This is a genomic window from Gallaecimonas xiamenensis 3-C-1, assembly GCF_000299915.1.
Classification (GTDB): domain Bacteria; phylum Pseudomonadota; class Gammaproteobacteria; order Enterobacterales; family Gallaecimonadaceae; genus Gallaecimonas; species Gallaecimonas xiamenensis.
In genome coordinates, this window is sequence record NZ_AMRI01000030.1 from 1 (window position 1) to 15,631 (window position 15,631).

Here is a 15,631-nt window from a genome sequence, read left to right on the forward strand (position 1 = left end):
AACACTATCGCTACTTCAGTCATCATCGCCCCTGGTCGCCTTTATTGGCTTGTGTATTTTGTCCTGCTGCGAGTCTGTCATGCGCTACCCCTTGTCATTGCTGCTTGCCCTAACCCTGCTGGGCGGCTGCGCCAGCCAAGCCCCCACCACCCAGCCCCGCACCAGCTACCAAGAAGCCCTTTACCGCTTTGACTTTGTCGGCGCCCAGAGGTTGCTGCTGGCCCAAAAAGCCCAGGGGGACAAACGGGCAGCACGCTATCTGGCGGACCAGGGTGAATGGTTGGCCGGCCAGGTCGTCTTACAACAAGCTAGCCCCCAGACCCAGGCCGAGCAGGCCGAGACCTTGATCCTCCAAAGTGGCCCGCAGATGTCTGATTTCAGGGAAGCGGCCCACTGGGCAAAATCGGCCGCACAGGCCGGTAACCCCCAGGGTCAGTATTGGTTGGGTTGGCTCTTGGAAAAAGGCCAGGGATTTCGCCAAAATCCACACCAGGCCAGCTACTGGTATCAGCAGGCAGCCCAACAAGGCCTGGCCTGCGCCCAACGGCAACTGGCCCTGCTGCTGGAAAACGGCGCGCTGATGGTTCCTGACCTGCAAGAAGCAGCCCATTGGTATGGCGCCGCCGCCCGCCAGGGCGATCCGTTAGCCCAGCTCAACCTGGGCCAGTTGTACCTGCAAGGCCGGGGCGTGCCCCAAGATCTGGGCCAGGCAGAGCACTGGTACCAGCAAGCGGCCGAGCAAGGTGAAGCCAAGGCCCAGTACCAGCTCGGCATGTTGCTGCACCTCAACCAGGGCCTGCCCCTGGACAGCCCCCAGCCCCGGTATTGGCTGCAAAAAGCCGCCGAACAGGGCAACGTTCAGGCACTGGACACCCTGTCAACGCTGTAAGATAGACCCAAGCGGTATCCTTCCATGTCCCTTTGCCACAGAGCAGTGGCAAAGGGGCTTTTAAAGCGCCTTTGTTAGAAGAGCCCCAGCTGGCCACCCACCAGGCGTTCAAAGTCCAGGTCCACAAAGGGCAATATGGCCTCGGCCACCGGCTTTAACTGGCGGTCGATATAGTGCTGGTAGTCGATGGGGCTTTGCTGGTATTCCAGCGGTTCGGGGCCGTTTAGGGTCATCAGGTAACTGATACTGCCCTTGCCCTGGTATTTGAGGGTTTTGCCCAGCTTTTTGTTGTGCTCGTCGGCCAGGCGGGCCGCCCTGACATGGGGCGGAACGTTCTTCACGTACTGGTCGAGCTTACGGCGCAGGCGCTTTTTATAAACCAATTCGCTGTCCCTTTCCCCGGCCAGGGTGGCCTCCACCGACTGGCGCACAAAGTCGCTGGGGTCCTTGTCTTCAAACACCAGCCGGTAGAGCTGGGTCTGGAACTGCTTGGCCAGGGGCGTCCAGTCGGTGCGCACCGTTTCCAATCCCTTGAACACCAGTTCGCCGTCGGCGGTCATGCCGGCATAGCGTTTCTTGGAGCCGGCCTCAGAGCCCCGGATGGTGGGCATCAAAAAGCGCTGGTAATGGGTCTCGTACTCCAGCTCCAGGTGGCATTCGAGGTCAAATTCGTCCTTAAGATGTTGCTGCCACTTGTGGTTGATGTCCGCCGCCAGCTGCTGGCCTATGGCGTCGGCCTGCTCGTGGCTCAGGGCTTCGGCCAGCAGCACAAAGGTGGAGTCGGTGTCGCCGTAGATCACCTGGTGCCCGGCTTCTGCCACCCATTTGGCGGTTTGCTGCATGATGGCGTGGCCGCGCAGGGTAATGGAACTGGCAAGGCGCGGGTCGTAAAAGCGGCAGCCTCCCGAGCCCAATACCCCGTAGAAGGAGTTCATCAAGATCTTGATGGCCTGGGAGCGGGGCGCGTCCTTTTGGCGCTTGGCCTGATCTCTGGCCTGCCAAAGTTCGGTGATGATATCCGGCAAGAAATGCTGGTGACGTGAGAACTTGGCCTCACGAAAACCGGGGATGGCGTCCTCTTGCTCAAGGCCCAGGATGAGGCCAAGGGGGTCGATTTTGAAGGTGCGGATAATACTGGGGTACAGACTCTTGAAATCCAGCACCAGCACGTTGCGATAGAGCCCCGGGCGCGAGTCCATTACATAGCCACCGGGACTGGCCAGGCCGCCACCGGCCGGCAGGTTGGGGGCTACAAAGCCGGCCCGGTGCAGCTTGGGCAGGTAGAGGTTGGTAAAAGCCGCCACCGACCCCCCTGCCCTGTCCAGCTCCAGGCCGGTCAGCTGGCTGCGCAGCACCAAAAAGTCCAGGAGCCGGGTGTGGGCGAAGATGTCCCAGACCAGCACGCAGTCTTCCAGGTTGTAGGCGGCCAACTTGCCCTTGTCATGGTGAAAGTCGTGGGTGATCTGGGCCAGGCGGTTGTCCACATCCTCGGTTTTCTTGCCGCGCCCCAACAAGGCCTGGGACACAAATTCCAGGCTGAAACTCTCGAAGTTGTAGGTGGCGATCTTCAGGCCATCGATGCCGTCGATGGCCACCCGCCCCGGCAAAGACGCAAAGGCCTGGCCGTCGCCGGTGGCGTCCCGTATCCAAAGGGCTTCACCGCCCCGGCCCAGGCGCAGGGTCATGCCGTGGCGCTCGGCCCTTTTGGCCAGCAGCCGCAAGTCGAAGGCCACCACCGACCAGCCGATGAGAATGTCCGGGTCCAGGCGGGTGATTTCCGCTTCCAGGGCCTTGAGCAGGGCTTTTTCGTCGGCCACCCAGCGCATCTGGCATGGGGCTTCCTGGGGCGGGCCCACCATGATCACCAGCGCCGCCCCGTGGCCGTAGAGGCCAACCGAGTAGAGCTCGCCCTTGGCGGAGCACTCCACATCCAGGCTCAGCACCTTGAGATCCGGGCTGTAGTCCCCCCCTTTTAGGCGCACCTGGCGCCATTGGCTGTAACCGGCCTTTTGCTCGGCGACGCCGTCAAAGAGGATGCCGCCCCGGGCAAAGCGCTCCATCAGGTAGCGGTCATGAAGCTTGATGTCCGCTTCCAACACTTCAATACCGTTGCTGGTGAGCTGGGCCTGGCCCTGCTTGTGGGCCTCGAGGGAAGGGAAATAAAGCATGGCCACCGCCTGATGGCTGAAATTGTTAAAGCCCAGTTCGCGACTTTCCGCCAACAAGCTTCCCAGCAGCCGCTTAGCCTTGGCCAGGTGTTCCCTTGCCACCATCAGCACCGGCTTTTCACCTTCCACCACCAGCTTGGCCGGCCCATGCGGGGTGGTCAGCCAGAGATGGATCTCGGTTTGGCCACCCACATCGCGGTGGTGGCGGGACAACAGGAAACCTTGGGCCAAGAAAAACTCCAACCAAAATACTGGCTTAAGAATACTGTTTATAAAAACAGTAATCAAAGATCAAAATTCAGATCTCTGATTAAGACGTCGCTTAAAGGCAATGGTAGGATGCCTGTCCTAGTCCCCAGTAACCACGCTGCCTCGGGCGGCATTTGACGACTCCAGGGCCCTGTGTGAGCGCCGAGCAAAGCACACTTTTCCTTGTTCTAATTCTTATCGCCGCCATTGCTGCCGTTGCCTGGTTGTCCATGGCCCTGCCAATGAAAGTGGCCCCAAGGGCGTCGCTACGCTTTGCCCTGGCCAACAGCCTGCTGGTGGCCGGGGTGCAGATGATGTTTTGGCGAGGCCCTGACCTGAGCTGGCTGGCATCTGACTTTCTCAATATCGCCGCCCTGGTGTTGATCCGCTCTGGTACCCAGTACCTGATGAAGATCCGGGTGACCCGCCTAGAGCACTGCCTGGTACTGCTGGTCTATGGCGTGGCCATAGGGGCCATAGGCGCCGAAGAAGAGGACCACCGCTGGCTGGGGGTCGCCTTCTCCCTGGCGGCAGCCTACATCTTTTCACGGCTGCTATTCGAGTCTCTGCTGGCCATACGCCATTGGTTCGGCCTGTCGGTCAGTTTCTGGCTGAACTGGCCTTTCGCCCTGGTGGCCCTGTTCATGCTGTTTCGGGCCATTGTGCTGGTCTTCCACGATATTCCTGACCAGGATGTGGGCCGCAATATCGGGGCCGAGGTGGCCTGGCTCTACTTGTCCCTGTGGCTGCTGATCAACATCAGCATGGTGGGCTGCGCCCTTGGCCGGCTGATCCTCAAAATCCGCCTGCTGGCCGACCGCGACCCCCTCACCGGCCTGCTTAACCGCCGGGTATTCCAAGACCGCCAACAGCAACTGGATCAGGACAAGCAAAGCCATTACAGCCTGGTACTGGTGGATCTGGACGATTTCAAGTGTATCAATGACCGCTTTGGCCATGTGCTGGGTGACCAGGCCCTTCGCCACTGTGCCCAGCTATTGCAGCAGGGGCTGGGCAGGGAAGACTTGCTGGCCCGCCTGGGCGGAGAGGAATTCGTGATCCTGCTGCCGGGGCATTCAAAGCAGCAGGCCAGCGCCTTGGCCAGCCGCCTTATCGCCACCCTGGGCCAAAGCCCCCTGCACAGCGAACAGGGCCAGGTACAGATCAGCGCCAGCTTCGGGGTAGCGGACAATAGCCAGGCCAGGGGAGACAACCTTTATCGCCTGGCCGATCTGGCCCTATACCAAGCCAAGCAGGGTGGAAAATGCCAAGTGGTGGCCTACGGCACTTGAAGCTGGCCGCCAAGCTTCGTATAGTTTTTGCCCGCACAAACCATAAGCACTCAAGCGGTCGTTCAACGGGATTTGGCACGCTGAAGTAATTCCGGAAAAAGACCATGATGTGCCGCTTGCTGTTGTTGTTACTGCTGGCTTGCCCTGCCTGGGCAACCCCCCCCCGTATACTGCTGCTGCATTCCTATCATCCCCAGTACAGTTGGACCCAGGGCTTTCAAAAGGGCATCAAAGACGGATTGGCCGGGCACCTGCCGGTGGAAGCCCTGCACGAAGAATTCATGGACGCTCGCCGTTTTGACGGCGAGGTGGACGAAGATCTGCTGCTGTACTGGCTGGCCAGCAAGTACCGTAAACACCAGCCGGATCTGGTGATCACCACAGACGATGCCGCCTTCGAGCTGCTGCGTGGGCCAGGCAAGGCGCTGTTTGGCAAGGTGCCGCTGCTGTTCATGGGCGTCAATATCCCGCCCCAACAGCCCCTATCGGCCAACATCGGCGGCCTGGTGGAAGGGGACGCCATCGCCGCCAATCTGCAACTGATCGAACAGATGCTACCCAATACCCGCCGCATCGTGCTGCTGTCCGGCTCCTGCCAGCTGGGCCGCTTCCTGGCGGCCAAGGCCAAGGACCAGGCCGAGAGTTGGCGGCGCCAGGGCCATAAGGCCGAAATCGAGGTCTGGGACGAGCTGGATTTGGAGCAGCTTCGCAGCCGCCTGGCAGCCCTGCCCTCGGACACCGCCGCCCTGCTGCTGATCATCCACAAAGACGCCAAGGGTCAGTATTTTTCCTACGAAGATGTGGTTCCCCAATTGAGCCGCGACACCCCGGTGCCCCTCTTTGCCATGTGGGGGCCTTTGCTTGGCCTGGGCGTGGTAGGTGGTGTCATGAACGACCCCTACCTGCAGGGCCTGCAAGTGGCCGCCATGGCGCTGGACAGGCTGGCCGGCAAGCCAGCGGTGGTTGAAAGCGGCGACTTCTACCCCCGCTTTGACGGCCAGCAATTGGACAGGTTCGCCATAGACAGGGACCGGCTGCCCTCCGGCAGCACCCTTTCCGGCCAGGCCAAGCCCAGCCAGGCCGGTACCGCCTTGTTGATGATGACCTTGCTGGTGGTGGGTCTGGCCGCCTTTGCCTGGCAGCGTTACCGCCACAGCCTGCAGCACCCCCTGGAAGCGCGGGTGGCGCACCTTAAAGCCCGCAACAAGGCCCTGACCCGCTTGGCCCGCAAGCTCGACAGCGCTGCCCATACCGATCCCTTGACCGGCCTGCCCAATCGCCGGGCCTGCGACCTGCAGCTCAACCAGGCCCTGGCCAGCCGCCAGGACAAGCCGCTGTATTTGGCACTGCTGGACCTGGACCACTTCAAGGTGATCAACGACAGCCTGGGCCATGATAAGGGTGACCAGGTACTGGCTGCCGTAGCCCTGGCCATGAACCAGGCGCTGGACGGCCAGGGCAGCCTGTTCCGCTGGGGTGGTGAAGAGTTTTTACTGCTGCTAAGGGGCCTGGAGAAAGACAAGGCCCTGGCCCTGTGTGAAAAACTACGTGCCCAGATAGCGGCGCTGGCCTTGCCCGGGCTACCAGCCATCAGCGTCAGTGTGGGGTTGGCGCCGTTGAGCCGCATCAGCGGCAAGAGCGCCGCCCTGAGGGGAGCAGACAAGGCCTTGTATCAGGCCAAGTCGCTGGGCCGAAACCGGGTCCAGGCCCAATAAAAAAGCGGCCCTTGGGCCGCTTTTTTCAGAGTTTGAACCTGGCCACCAGAGACTGGAGCTCGGCCCCCAGGCCCGCCAGGCTCTCGGTAGCATTGGCCGTTTCTTCGGAGGCAGAGGCGGTCTGCTCGGCGATCTCCCGCACCTGCACCACGCTCTTGTTGATGTCTTCGGCCACTGTGCTCTGCTCTTCGGCGGCAGTGGCTATCTGGTGATTCATGTCCTGGATGCGAGACACGGCATTGGCGATCTCGGTGAGCATGACCCCGGCCTGCTGAGCAAGAGAGACGGTGTCGTCGGTCAGGTGACGGCTCTTGTCCATCATCAGTACCGACTCCTGGGTGCCCTTTTGCAGGGCCGCGATCAGCGCTTCAATCTCTTCGGTAGACTCCTGGGTACGACGCGCCAGGCCCCGCACTTCGTCGGCCACCACCGCAAAGCCCCGGCCGGCCTCGCCGGCACGGGCCGCTTCGATGGCAGCATTCAGGGCCAGCAGGTTGGTCTGCTCTGCCACCGCCTTGATCACGTCCAGCACCTTGCCGATGCTGTCGCTCTCGTTCTTCAGGTGAGCCATGGCCTGAGCGGTGATCTCTATCTCTCTGGACAGGGTTTCGATCTGCTCCACCGCCTTGCCCACCGCCTTGTTGCCGTCACCTGTGGTGTGGTCGGCTTCGCTGGCGGCCACGGCGGCCAGTTCGGCGTTGCGGGCCACTTCCTGTACTGTGGCGGTCATTTCGTTGATAGCGGTGGCCACCTGATCGGTCTCGGCCCTTTGCCGCTGCATGCCGGCACTGTTCTGTTCCGTCACTGCCGACAGCTGCTCGGCGGACGCCGCCAACTGGGCCACGCTGGAGCCGATCTGGCCCATAACGTCCCGAAGGGTGTCGTTCATGTGAGCCATGGCTTCCTGCATCTGGCCCAGTTCGTCCTTGCGCTGGGTGTTGATGCGCTGGGTCAGGTCGCCCTTGGCGATGGTGCGGGCCGCTTTGACGGTTTCACGCAGGGGGCCGACGATCTGGCCGGTGATGATCCAGGCGGCAGCAGCACCCAGGATCAGGGCCAGCACCACTACCACACCCTGGGTCAGGTTGGCCCTGTCCCCGTCGGCTTGGCGCTTACGGGACTGCTCCGCCATCATCTTGTCCACTTCGCTGCTCAGTACTTCGGCCCCTTGGTTCAGCTTGCGGCGCAGCTGTTCCATGGCGCTGACCACCTTGTTGAGCCGCTCCACATGCTCGCGATAGCCAGACAGGGCCTTGAGGGCCTCGGTCAGGGTGTTCATGTCACTGGTGCCGACATTGAGGGTTGCCGCCAGGTCTTGAATCTCGGCCATGGTTGTCATGGCGGCGTCCAAGTTCTTGGCGCTCTCATCGAAGATATAACCGCGCATGTGGTAGCGCAGCATGGCCACCCGCTGATTGATGTCGGCAGAGATAAGGGCATTGCGCACCACGGCGTCGTCGGCAGTCAACTCGGCCATGTTCACCAGGCTTTCGTTAAGCTGGGTCACCTTGCCCACCATGGTGTTGCCTATCTTGACCCAACTGCCACGCACCTGGTCCTTTTCCTTGGAAAGGGCCACGAACTGGGCAAAGTCCTGCTGGTAATTGCTGGCGGTTTTCTTGATAAGGGTCAGGCGGTCCAGGTCGTCCTGGTCATGGAACAGCGCCATGTTCTTGTCGATGCTGCCTTTGACCCTGTCCACGGCCTTGTTGAAGGCGTCGATATGCTTGGCTTCACCGCTCACCAGGAAGTCCCGGCGATTCACTTCAGAATCCATCAGCATGTCGTTGAGGTCGCCGCCGATATTGACCTTCTCACTGCGCTCGAGCACTGAGTTGAGGCCATGGTTGCCAGCGCCGGCGATCACCATTGCCAGCACCAAGACGATGCCAAAGCCAATGGCCAGCTTGGTAGCAACGGACAGGTTTTCCATGGTTCGGGATAGACTGTTCATCTTTATTCTGCCGAGGTTTCTGTAGGGACGAAGTGTTCTATTAAAGTCGACCGGACTGCGCAGATCTTGAGCGAAGCCGCCATAAATAGCCCGGCAAAGGGCCGGGCTGTAAGGTGGCTGTTAACAACGTTAGCAGGGCGCTACGATTGCGGCGAATCTGGCACCGTTGGTAAGGGCTTGAGGACCCCCAGGGGTAAACGGGCCAACAGGCTTATCACCAGGACCGCAAAGGCCAGCCGCGCCCAAAGGATACCGGACAGGTCGGCCCCCACCAGCAATACCAGCAGGGTGTCTTCGATGGCGCTGTGGCACAGCCCCAAAAAACACAGGGTCAACAAGATGTCCCTTTTGGACAGGCGCCCGGAACGGGCTTCTTCCAGCAACACACCGGCGCCGTAGGTCAGCCCCAGGGTCACCCCCACTATGGTGACATTGGCCGCTTCCCGGCCTATGCCCATCAGCCGCAGCAGGGGATAAAGCAGCCAGTGGATCAGTTTTTCGATCCCCAGCAGTGCCAGCAACCGCAGCAGCACCAACAGACAAAAGATGGTGGGAAGTATCAGCACCAGGGTCGACAGTTGCTCCAGCACCCAGGTGGCCAGGCTGCTGTCCGGATCGGTCCTGAAGGGCCAAAGCACCTTGCCCGGCTCCTGCAAAAAACCGGTGGCGCTGTAAAAAGCATTGAGCCCCATTCCCAGCACCAGGGCACCGCCGATACGCAGTGCCAGGGTCAGGCGCCAGGGGACACCGGCTTTTTTGGCCACAGCCCCTTCCACCGGCAGGAAGTGGGCCAACAGCATCAAGGTACCCAGCACCGTCAACTGGGCCGTGGTCAGGGGTTCGTTGCCCGCCACCTGGAAGAACACCACCATGGCAGTGTAGATGTTGGTGAGCATCACCGTCGCCCAGACCACCCCCAGGCTGTCGGGAAGACCCATCAACTGCATCAGCGGGGAAAGCAACCAGGCCAGCCAGGCTGTGGCCCCTGCCATGTCCAGGGCCTTGATCACCACCAGGGCCGGCACCATGATTTTCAGCAGTGTCAGGTACACCTTAAAGGTGCGGGTGGCAAGGGTCAGGGCTTCTCGGCCCAGGCGGTGCAGCACGGTGTCAACCTCACACGGGCCTGGCCCGTGTCCAACTCAGTCATGGCCGCTATTCTATGGAAGGGCCGGAAAATTATTTCTCCCAAAACAGGAATTTCTTTTCATAAAATACGTTTATAAACACATCTAAGAAATTTAATTAACCATGCAGCTGGACAGGATAGACCGCACCATACTCAACCAACTGCAAAACGACTGCAGTCTGACCAACCTGGAGCTGGCCCAGCAGGTGGGCTTGTCCCCTCCGGCCTGCCTAAAGCGGGTCAAACGGCTCAGGGAGAAAGGCTATATCAACCGCCAGGTGGCGCTGTTGGTACCGGAAAAGCTGGGCCCCTACCTGCATATGGTGGTGGAAGTGGAAATGGAGCGTGACCACAAGGCCAAAAACCAGCGCTTCGTGCAAAGGGTGCAGGCCTCTGCCGAGGTCAAGCAGTGCTACCAGGTCACGGGGGAAGTGGACTTTGTGTTGATCGTGATGGTGCCGGACATGCCGGCCTACGAGGCTTTTTGTGACCGCATCCTCTATGCCGACGACAACGTGAAGAAATTTCGCACCCTGATCTCCATGAAGCGCGACAAGTTCGACACCAGCATCCATACCGGCCTCTAGCAAGAAAGGCCCGCCAAGCGGGCCTTGGTGGTTCAGCCGTTAAAGGCGGCCTTTTCCTGGGCCAGTTGCGCCTGTACCTGGGGCAAGGCCAGGAAGCGGGCACGAAAGGCGGTCAGTTTCGGCCAGCGCCCATGGTCCAGGGGATAGTCGGCAATATCCAGATTGATCAAGTTGGTGCCCAGGCTGATGTCGGCCACGCTGAGGCTGTCGTTGACCAGCCAGCCGCCGCCCAATTGCCCTTCCATGTAGTCCAAGGCCTTGGGGATCAGGCTGTCGCACAGCTCCTGAACCCGATCGGGGTCGGTCGGACTGTTGAAGTAACGGGGACCGATAAAACGCTGGAACAACAAACCACCGGTGGCCTCGCTGAGCTTGGTGTCGCAGAACTCCTCCAGCCACAGGGCCTGGGCATAGTCATTGGCTGCCTCGGGATAAAGGGGGTTAGCGCCGTGGGTCTTTTCCAGGTAGGCGATGATCACCGAGGAGTCGGCAAAGCCGAAGCCGTCATCGGTGCGGTAAGCGGGGATCTTGCCAAGGGGGCTGGCGGCAGAAAAATCCGGGTCAGGGCTGCCAGGCGCCATGAATTTGAACTCGAACGGAACTCCTTTGAAGGCATGGGCCAACAGCACCTTGCGCACGAAAGGGGAAAAATAGACACCGTAGATAATGGCCATGGGGGCTGTCCTTGTTGAATGAAAGCTCCCCCAGCATAGCTGGCTTTAGCCCCTTTGCTGGTTGCCAAGGCGCAACAGAAAAGGGCCCAGAGGCCCTTTTCTTCAATGCAGGCTAGCCGCCTGGGCCCAGGCCTGGCCCAGCACCCGCACCGCATCGGCCGGCATTTGTGGCACTCGCCAGGCCACTATGCCGTCAGGGCGCACCAAGGCGGCGCCGCTGTCGATACCAAAGGCCTCGCCAAGCCGCTCCTGGGTGGGAAGATCCAGCTCAGTGCCCACACAGGGTAAAGGCAAGCCAAGGCGCAGGGCCACAGTGGCGGCGATGTCCCGCCAGCGCTCGTCCTTGGCCACCAGCACGAAACCGTCGCCGAACCAATCCAGGCTGGACTGCCCCTGGGCCAACCAAAGGTGCGGCGCCCTGACCCCGGGCTGGCCGGCCCAGTGGCTGGGGTGGCGGGCAGCGGGCAGCTCTGCCCCGGCTCCCAGCACGGCGCCAGAGCGGTGCAGCTGGCCAAACTCCATGGCTTGGTCGCTCAGTACCGGGCAGTCCAGGGCCTGCCCCTTGAGGTGCTTGGCGTAGTCGGGGCGCACAAAGGTCTGCTGGTAGCGCAGCCAGCCGATGGGCTGGCGTTCTGCATCGTAGCTGTCCAGCAACGTCTCGGCCGAGTGCCCCTTGAGCACCCAGGCCAGCTTCCAACACAGATTGAAGGCATCCTCTATACCGGTATTGGCACCGAAGCCGCCCCGGGTCGGTGGCAATTGGTGGGCAGCATCCCCGGCCAGGAAAACCCGCCCTTGCTGGTAGTGCCGGGCAATAAGGCCAGCCAGTTGCCAACGGCCCTTGGTGAGGATCTCAAAGGGCAGGTCCTGCCCCAGGGCCTGGCGAATGGCCTCGGCCAGCTCGGGGTCGCTGCGGTCCTTGTCGTCATAGAACATCAACACCCAGCGGCTGTCGCCGTAACTGGTTAAAAAGGCCTGCAGGCCTTCTTGCTGGATCTCGAACTGCTGCACCCCCTTGGCCAGCACGGTGTCGGCTTCGGGTCAGTAAAACAGCACGCTGCTAATGGTATTGAGCATGCCGCAGCCGTCACGGCTGATGCCCAACTGCTCGCGGATCGGGCTCTTGGCACCATCGGCGCCGATAAGGTAGCGGGTTCTCAGCAGCTGCTGCTGGCCGCTCTCCCGGTGCTGCACCCTGAGGGTCACGCCATCGGCGTCCTGGCTGAAGGCCAGCATTTCCCAGCCCAGCCACAGCTCGGCCCCCAATTCCCTGGCCCTGTCCCTGAGGATGGGTTCCAGCCTGTCCTGGGCGATGGCCGCGCCCCGACAAGGGGACAACTCTTCACTAGCCTGGGGAGCGCCTGGGGTCCACAGGCTTTCACTCAGCCAGTCACCGAACAGGCTTTGGGCCTGGACCCGGCGCAGCCGCACACCGGGGGCCGCCTGGGGAACCTGGTCCCCAAGGCCCACTATCCGGAAGTATTCCAGGGTACGTTCGGTAAAACCCATGGCCCTGGGATGAGCATGGCTTTGCGGGTGTTTTTCGATTAGCAGATGGGGGACGCCGCGCCAGGCCAGGAACACCGAGGCACAAAGCCCGACCAGGCTACCGCCGACAACGATTACAGGAAGGTCTTTCATCATGGCTCCATTCAAACAGGTGGAATGAAGGCGTGTCGTAAGCGGGATAGAGGGGGTATTTCAGATGGCCATAACCCGACAGGAAAACGACAAACGCCCGTTTTCTGTCGTGGTCCGCGGCCCAGGGGCTGGAATGGGAAGCAACGCTGGCGCGCTGCCATGACCGGGGCTCACCAAACCGGTCCACCTTTTTCGACCGGCCTGTTATACCAGCCTCCGGCCGAGGGCGCCAGACCATACCAGAGGCGGCAAATTAGCCAAACGTTTATTTGCTCCTATACTTGCTGGACCTCGCACTGATCTGGCTGTACCCCACAGGGAAGATTGGGACGCCCCGCCGAGGCCACAGCGCCAAGGCCAGCAGACTGACAAAGGAGTGACAGATGGCTGAGATCGTCTACGCCAAGATCCACCCGGCGATCGGCATTGCCCGGGTAGGCAATTCCACCCAAAATGACGGCTTTTACCTGGGCCCCCAGGTAACAGAGCCAGCCTCCCAGGCGCCCGGCTACTACCGGGACAACAGTGGCGCCCTTAAGCGGGAGGTGGCCCAGTTTCGTATTTACGGCTACGACGCCCAAGGCCAGGTCGTGGGTGAACTGACCATGGATGAGCGCACCCGGATCCGCTGGACTGTGGAATTGGCCAATCACAAGGCCGCCTGGTACAACTTTGAACTGGCCTTGGATATTCCCGAGGCCGCCACGGCACCGCCCTCCACCCGTCGCAACGCCGACGTGGCCCTTACCGAGCGGCACAAGCTGTCCATCACCCCAGGGCCCAGGACCATAGATACCCCCGCCAGCGCTGGCCCCGAATATCGCTTCGACGGCGGCAGCTTTATGGGCATGGCAGTGGGCCTTGGGGAACTGCGCACCGATCCCGCCGGGCGGCTGCTGGTATTCGGCGGCCAGGGTCAGTCCGGCTCCTATCTGAACAAGGCTCCCTATACCTTTGCCAACAACGACAGTTGGTATGACGACACCGGCGACGGCCCCGTCACCGCCGAGTTGGAACTGGACGGCAAAACCATAGCGGTAGCACCGGCCTGGGTGGTGGTGGCACCACCCAATTACGGCCCCCAGCAAAAGTCGGTGCGCACCATGTACGCCCTGATGACGGACCTGGCCATCCAGGCCGGCCAGTTGCCGCCCCCAAGCCGCCCCTCCTTCAGCCGCGACATCCTCCCCATCCTCAAGGCCCTTTGTGACCTGCAATGGATGAACGCCGGCTTTGCCGCTGGTTTCGGCTACGGCATGCCCCAGCATTTCCTGGACCCGCGCTACCTTGGCCAGTTGGCCGATCCCAGCGAAAGCTTTGCCGAACTGCGCCGCACCGTTTTTCACAGCTTCCGCGATCCTGGCCAGGAAGAGGTTTCCATGGCCCTGTGGCCCTGGGTCTATGGGGACGCCATGAATGTACCCATGCCCAAGATCCCCAATGCCATGAACGCCCTCACCGCCACCCAGTTGGCCTTGTTGGGGCAATGGGCCGAAGGCAATTTCGACGCCGATTACGACCCCCACTACCGTCCCCCGGCCAGCATCGACGAGGTGCCCTTGGCACAGCAGCCAGCCATGCTGGACCAGGCAGCCTTGGAATTCTGCATCGCCGACGCCTTCCACCCGGGCTGCGAAATGACCTGGCCGGTACGCCACGCCACCCTGTACCAAGAGCCCTACCGCTGGCGCCACCGCGCCGCCAACAATCCCGAACCCGATTACGGCACCACCCTGACCCCAGCCATGGCCCTGTCCTGCAATGGACCCCTTTATGGCCAATCTCCAGGGTCCATCACCCGTTGGATGGCCATTCCCTGGCAGACCGATACCGCCAGCTGCCGCTCCGGCTACGACCGGGATTACGACCCCTACCTGCCCACCTTCTGGCCGGCCCGGGTGCCCAACCAGGTGCTGAGCGAAGACAACTACCTCAAGGTGATCAACCAGGATCTGCCCCGCAGCGAACGGCTGGCGGCCTACCATCACAGGTCGGACTGGGACCGCACCCTGGGGGTGGGCAAGGACGCCCAATTGGCTGCCATGGTCAGCCACTTTGACCGCCAGGGCATAGTGGAGGCGCGACCAGGTGTGACCGACGACCCCGACTTCCCGCCGCTGATGCAGGTGGAAGACAGGGGCGGTACGGACCTGAGCGCCCAAGAGCGCCATGACACCGACAAGGCCATGCGCCAGGTACTTAGAAGTCGTCGCAGCCCCAGCTGATGGCCAGCGCCGACCTCATCATCTGCGGGGCAGGGCCGGCTGGCTCTGCCCTGGCCTTGGCCTTGGCCCCTTTTATGAAGGTGTTGCTGCTGGAAAGGCACGCAAGCGCTCCCCAGGGGGAGCGCATCGGGGAGTCCCTGCCAGGGGCCGCCCAGCCGCTGTTACAACGCCTGGGGGTCTGGGATGCCTTCTTGCAAGGAGGCCACAAACCCAGGGGGCCGGCCATTGCCGCCTGGGACTTGGACACCCCGGTATGGCGGGACAGTATCCGCGATCCAGCCGGCCCCGGCTGGCACCTGGACCGCTGCCAGTTCGAGCAGATGCTGCGGCACCAAGCCCAGGCTGCCGGGGCCAAGTTGGTGTCTAGTGGCCCCGTCAAGCTCAGCCGCAAGGCAGGGCTTTGGCAGGTCAGCTGCCATGGCCACCGCTACAGCGCCCCCAGGCTGGTGGATGCCAGCGGCAGGGCCGGCGCCCTGTGCCGGCAGCTGGGGCTGCGTAAGAGCCATGCCGACCCGCTGCTGTGTCTCTATAGCTTCCTGCCTTGCCCACCAGCCCCAGACGGTAGCATGCGCCTGCAGGCCGATGAGCAAGGCTGGTGGTATACGGTAGCCCTGCCCCAGGGCAAAAGGATATTGGCCTACCACCTGGACAGGGACAATCCCCATAGGCAACTGCTCAAAGACCCGGACATGCTGCTGCGCTGGGCAAGGCGGCATCCGCTGTTGGCAGAAGTACTGGCTGGCCTTGACCCCGCCGCCGTTGCCAGCCATCCGGCCGGAACGGCTCTGTTAAACCCCGCCCATCTGGCCCGGGCGGGGGACGGCTTTTATGCCATAGGCGATGCCCTGTTCAGCTTCGATCCCCTGTCTTCCCAAGGGCTGTTCCATGCACTGGCTTCGGCAGCCAGTGCCGCCAAGGCCATCACCACCGATACCCCCCAAGGCGCGGCTACCTTTCGTCAGGAAATGCAGGCGGTTGCCCAGCATTATCTTCGCCATTGGCTGGGCTGCTATCAGGGCCCGCGCCGCTTTGAACAACACTCCTTTTGGCAGCGTCGCCAGGACCCGATGGGCCTGGCCGCCGCCTTCACCTGAGCCACTACCAAGGA

At 61.9% G+C, this 15,631-nt stretch carries 12 protein-coding genes; 6 read left to right on the forward strand and 6 right to left on the reverse strand.

Annotated features, from left to right (window positions below):
- Positions 1-79: 79 nt before the first annotated feature.
- On the forward strand, positions 80-889 hold the full coding sequence (locus B3C1_RS19505; protein ID WP_008486277.1) for a tetratricopeptide repeat protein: 810 nt from the start codon (positions 80-82) through the stop codon (positions 887-889).
- 74 nt (positions 890-963) lie between these two features.
- Here the strand turns inward: B3C1_RS19505 and B3C1_RS16750 are convergent, their stop codons facing one another.
- Positions 964-3,288 carry a DNA polymerase II gene (locus B3C1_RS16750; protein WP_035482580.1) on the reverse strand — a complete coding sequence of 775 codons (2,325 nt, stop codon included), beginning with the start codon at positions 3,286-3,288 and terminating at the stop codon, positions 964-966.
- Positions 3,289-3,461: 173 nt separating this feature from the next.
- Here B3C1_RS16750 and B3C1_RS19510 point away from each other — a divergent pair, with 173 nt between their 5' ends.
- The gene (locus tag B3C1_RS19510) at positions 3,462-4,598 is read left to right on the forward strand and encodes a GGDEF domain-containing protein (protein ID WP_156804605.1); all 1,137 of its coding nucleotides are present in this window, start codon (positions 3,462-3,464) and stop codon (positions 4,596-4,598) included.
- Positions 4,599-4,702: 104 nt separating this feature from the next.
- Positions 4,703-6,313, forward strand: coding sequence for a GGDEF domain-containing protein (locus B3C1_RS19515; RefSeq protein WP_083858381.1), 1,611 nt, complete (start codon positions 4,703-4,705; stop codon positions 6,311-6,313).
- A 25-nt stretch (positions 6,314-6,338) separates the two neighbouring features.
- On the opposite strand, the gene B3C1_RS16765 is transcribed toward B3C1_RS19515, so the two are convergent.
- Both B3C1_RS16765 and B3C1_RS16770 read right to left on the reverse strand, forming a co-directional pair.
- Positions 6,339-8,267, reverse strand: coding sequence for a HAMP domain-containing methyl-accepting chemotaxis protein (locus B3C1_RS16765; protein WP_035482582.1), 1,929 nt, complete (start codon positions 8,265-8,267; stop codon positions 6,339-6,341).
- Between the two features lie 140 nt (positions 8,268-8,407).
- Entirely contained in the window at positions 8,408-9,373 is a 966-nt protein-coding gene (locus B3C1_RS16770) for a hypothetical protein (RefSeq protein WP_008486283.1), read from the reverse strand.
- 145 nt (positions 9,374-9,518) lie between these two features.
- On the opposite strand from B3C1_RS16770, the gene B3C1_RS16775 reads away from it, so the two are divergent.
- Positions 9,519-9,983: an Lrp/AsnC family transcriptional regulator gene (locus B3C1_RS16775; RefSeq protein ID WP_008486284.1), complete on the forward strand. Its 465-nt coding sequence runs from the start codon at positions 9,519-9,521 to the stop codon at positions 9,981-9,983.
- A 32-nt stretch (positions 9,984-10,015) separates the two neighbouring features.
- Here the strand turns inward: B3C1_RS16775 and B3C1_RS16780 are convergent, their stop codons facing one another.
- The 3 genes from B3C1_RS16780 to B3C1_RS20320 all read right to left on the reverse strand — a co-directional run bounded on the left by B3C1_RS16780 (position 10,016) and on the right by B3C1_RS20320 (position 12,298).
- Entirely contained in the window at positions 10,016-10,657 is a 642-nt protein-coding gene (locus B3C1_RS16780) for a glutathione S-transferase family protein (RefSeq protein ID WP_008486285.1), read from the reverse strand.
- 102 nt (positions 10,658-10,759) lie between these two features.
- The gene (locus B3C1_RS20315) at positions 10,760-11,683 is read right to left on the reverse strand and encodes an FAD-dependent monooxygenase (RefSeq protein ID WP_051012946.1); all 924 of its coding nucleotides are present in this window, start codon (positions 11,681-11,683) and stop codon (positions 10,760-10,762) included.
- A gap of 15 nt (positions 11,684-11,698) precedes the next feature.
- Complete coding sequence (locus B3C1_RS20320; protein ID WP_051012947.1) at positions 11,699-12,298, reverse strand: FAD-dependent monooxygenase; 600 nt, start codon at positions 12,296-12,298, stop codon at positions 11,699-11,701.
- Positions 12,299-12,681: 383 nt separating this feature from the next.
- On the opposite strand from B3C1_RS20320, the gene B3C1_RS16790 reads away from it, so the two are divergent.
- A complete protein-coding gene (locus B3C1_RS16790; RefSeq protein WP_008486288.1) occupies positions 12,682-14,523 on the forward strand; it encodes a LodA/GoxA family CTQ-dependent oxidase in 1,842 nt (613 codons plus the stop codon).
- Positions 14,523-15,617 (forward strand): NAD(P)/FAD-dependent oxidoreductase, encoded by a 1,095-nt coding sequence (locus B3C1_RS16795; protein ID WP_008486289.1) that lies wholly within the window; start codon positions 14,523-14,525, stop codon positions 15,615-15,617. Before B3C1_RS16790 ends, B3C1_RS16795 begins: the two co-directional genes overlap by 1 nt.
- Positions 15,618-15,631 lie beyond the last annotated feature (14 nt).

What these genes read in the sequence shown, in the direction of transcription:
- B3C1_RS19505 (WP_008486277.1), top strand. Translation starts at nt 80, where the DNA reads ATGCGCTACCCCTTGTCATTGCTGCTTGCCCTAACCCTGCTGGGCGGC.
- B3C1_RS19515 (WP_083858381.1), top strand. Translation starts at nt 4,703, where the DNA reads ATGATGTGCCGCTTGCTGTTGTTGTTACTGCTGGCTTGCCCTGCCTGG.
- B3C1_RS16765 (WP_035482582.1), bottom strand. Translation starts at nt 8,267, where the DNA reads ATGAACAGTCTATCCCGAACCATGGAAAACCTGTCCGTTGCTACCAAG.
- B3C1_RS16775 (WP_008486284.1), top strand. Translation starts at nt 9,519, where the DNA reads ATGCAGCTGGACAGGATAGACCGCACCATACTCAACCAACTGCAAAAC.
- B3C1_RS16780 (WP_008486285.1), bottom strand. Translation starts at nt 10,657, where the DNA reads ATGGCCATTATCTACGGTGTCTATTTTTCCCCTTTCGTGCGCAAGGTG.
- B3C1_RS20320 (WP_051012947.1), bottom strand. Translation starts at nt 12,298, where the DNA reads ATGAAAGACCTTCCTGTAATCGTTGTCGGCGGTAGCCTGGTCGGGCTT.
- B3C1_RS16790 (WP_008486288.1), top strand. Translation starts at nt 12,682, where the DNA reads ATGGCTGAGATCGTCTACGCCAAGATCCACCCGGCGATCGGCATTGCC.
- B3C1_RS16795 (WP_008486289.1), top strand. Translation starts at nt 14,523, where the DNA reads ATGGCCAGCGCCGACCTCATCATCTGCGGGGCAGGGCCGGCTGGCTCT.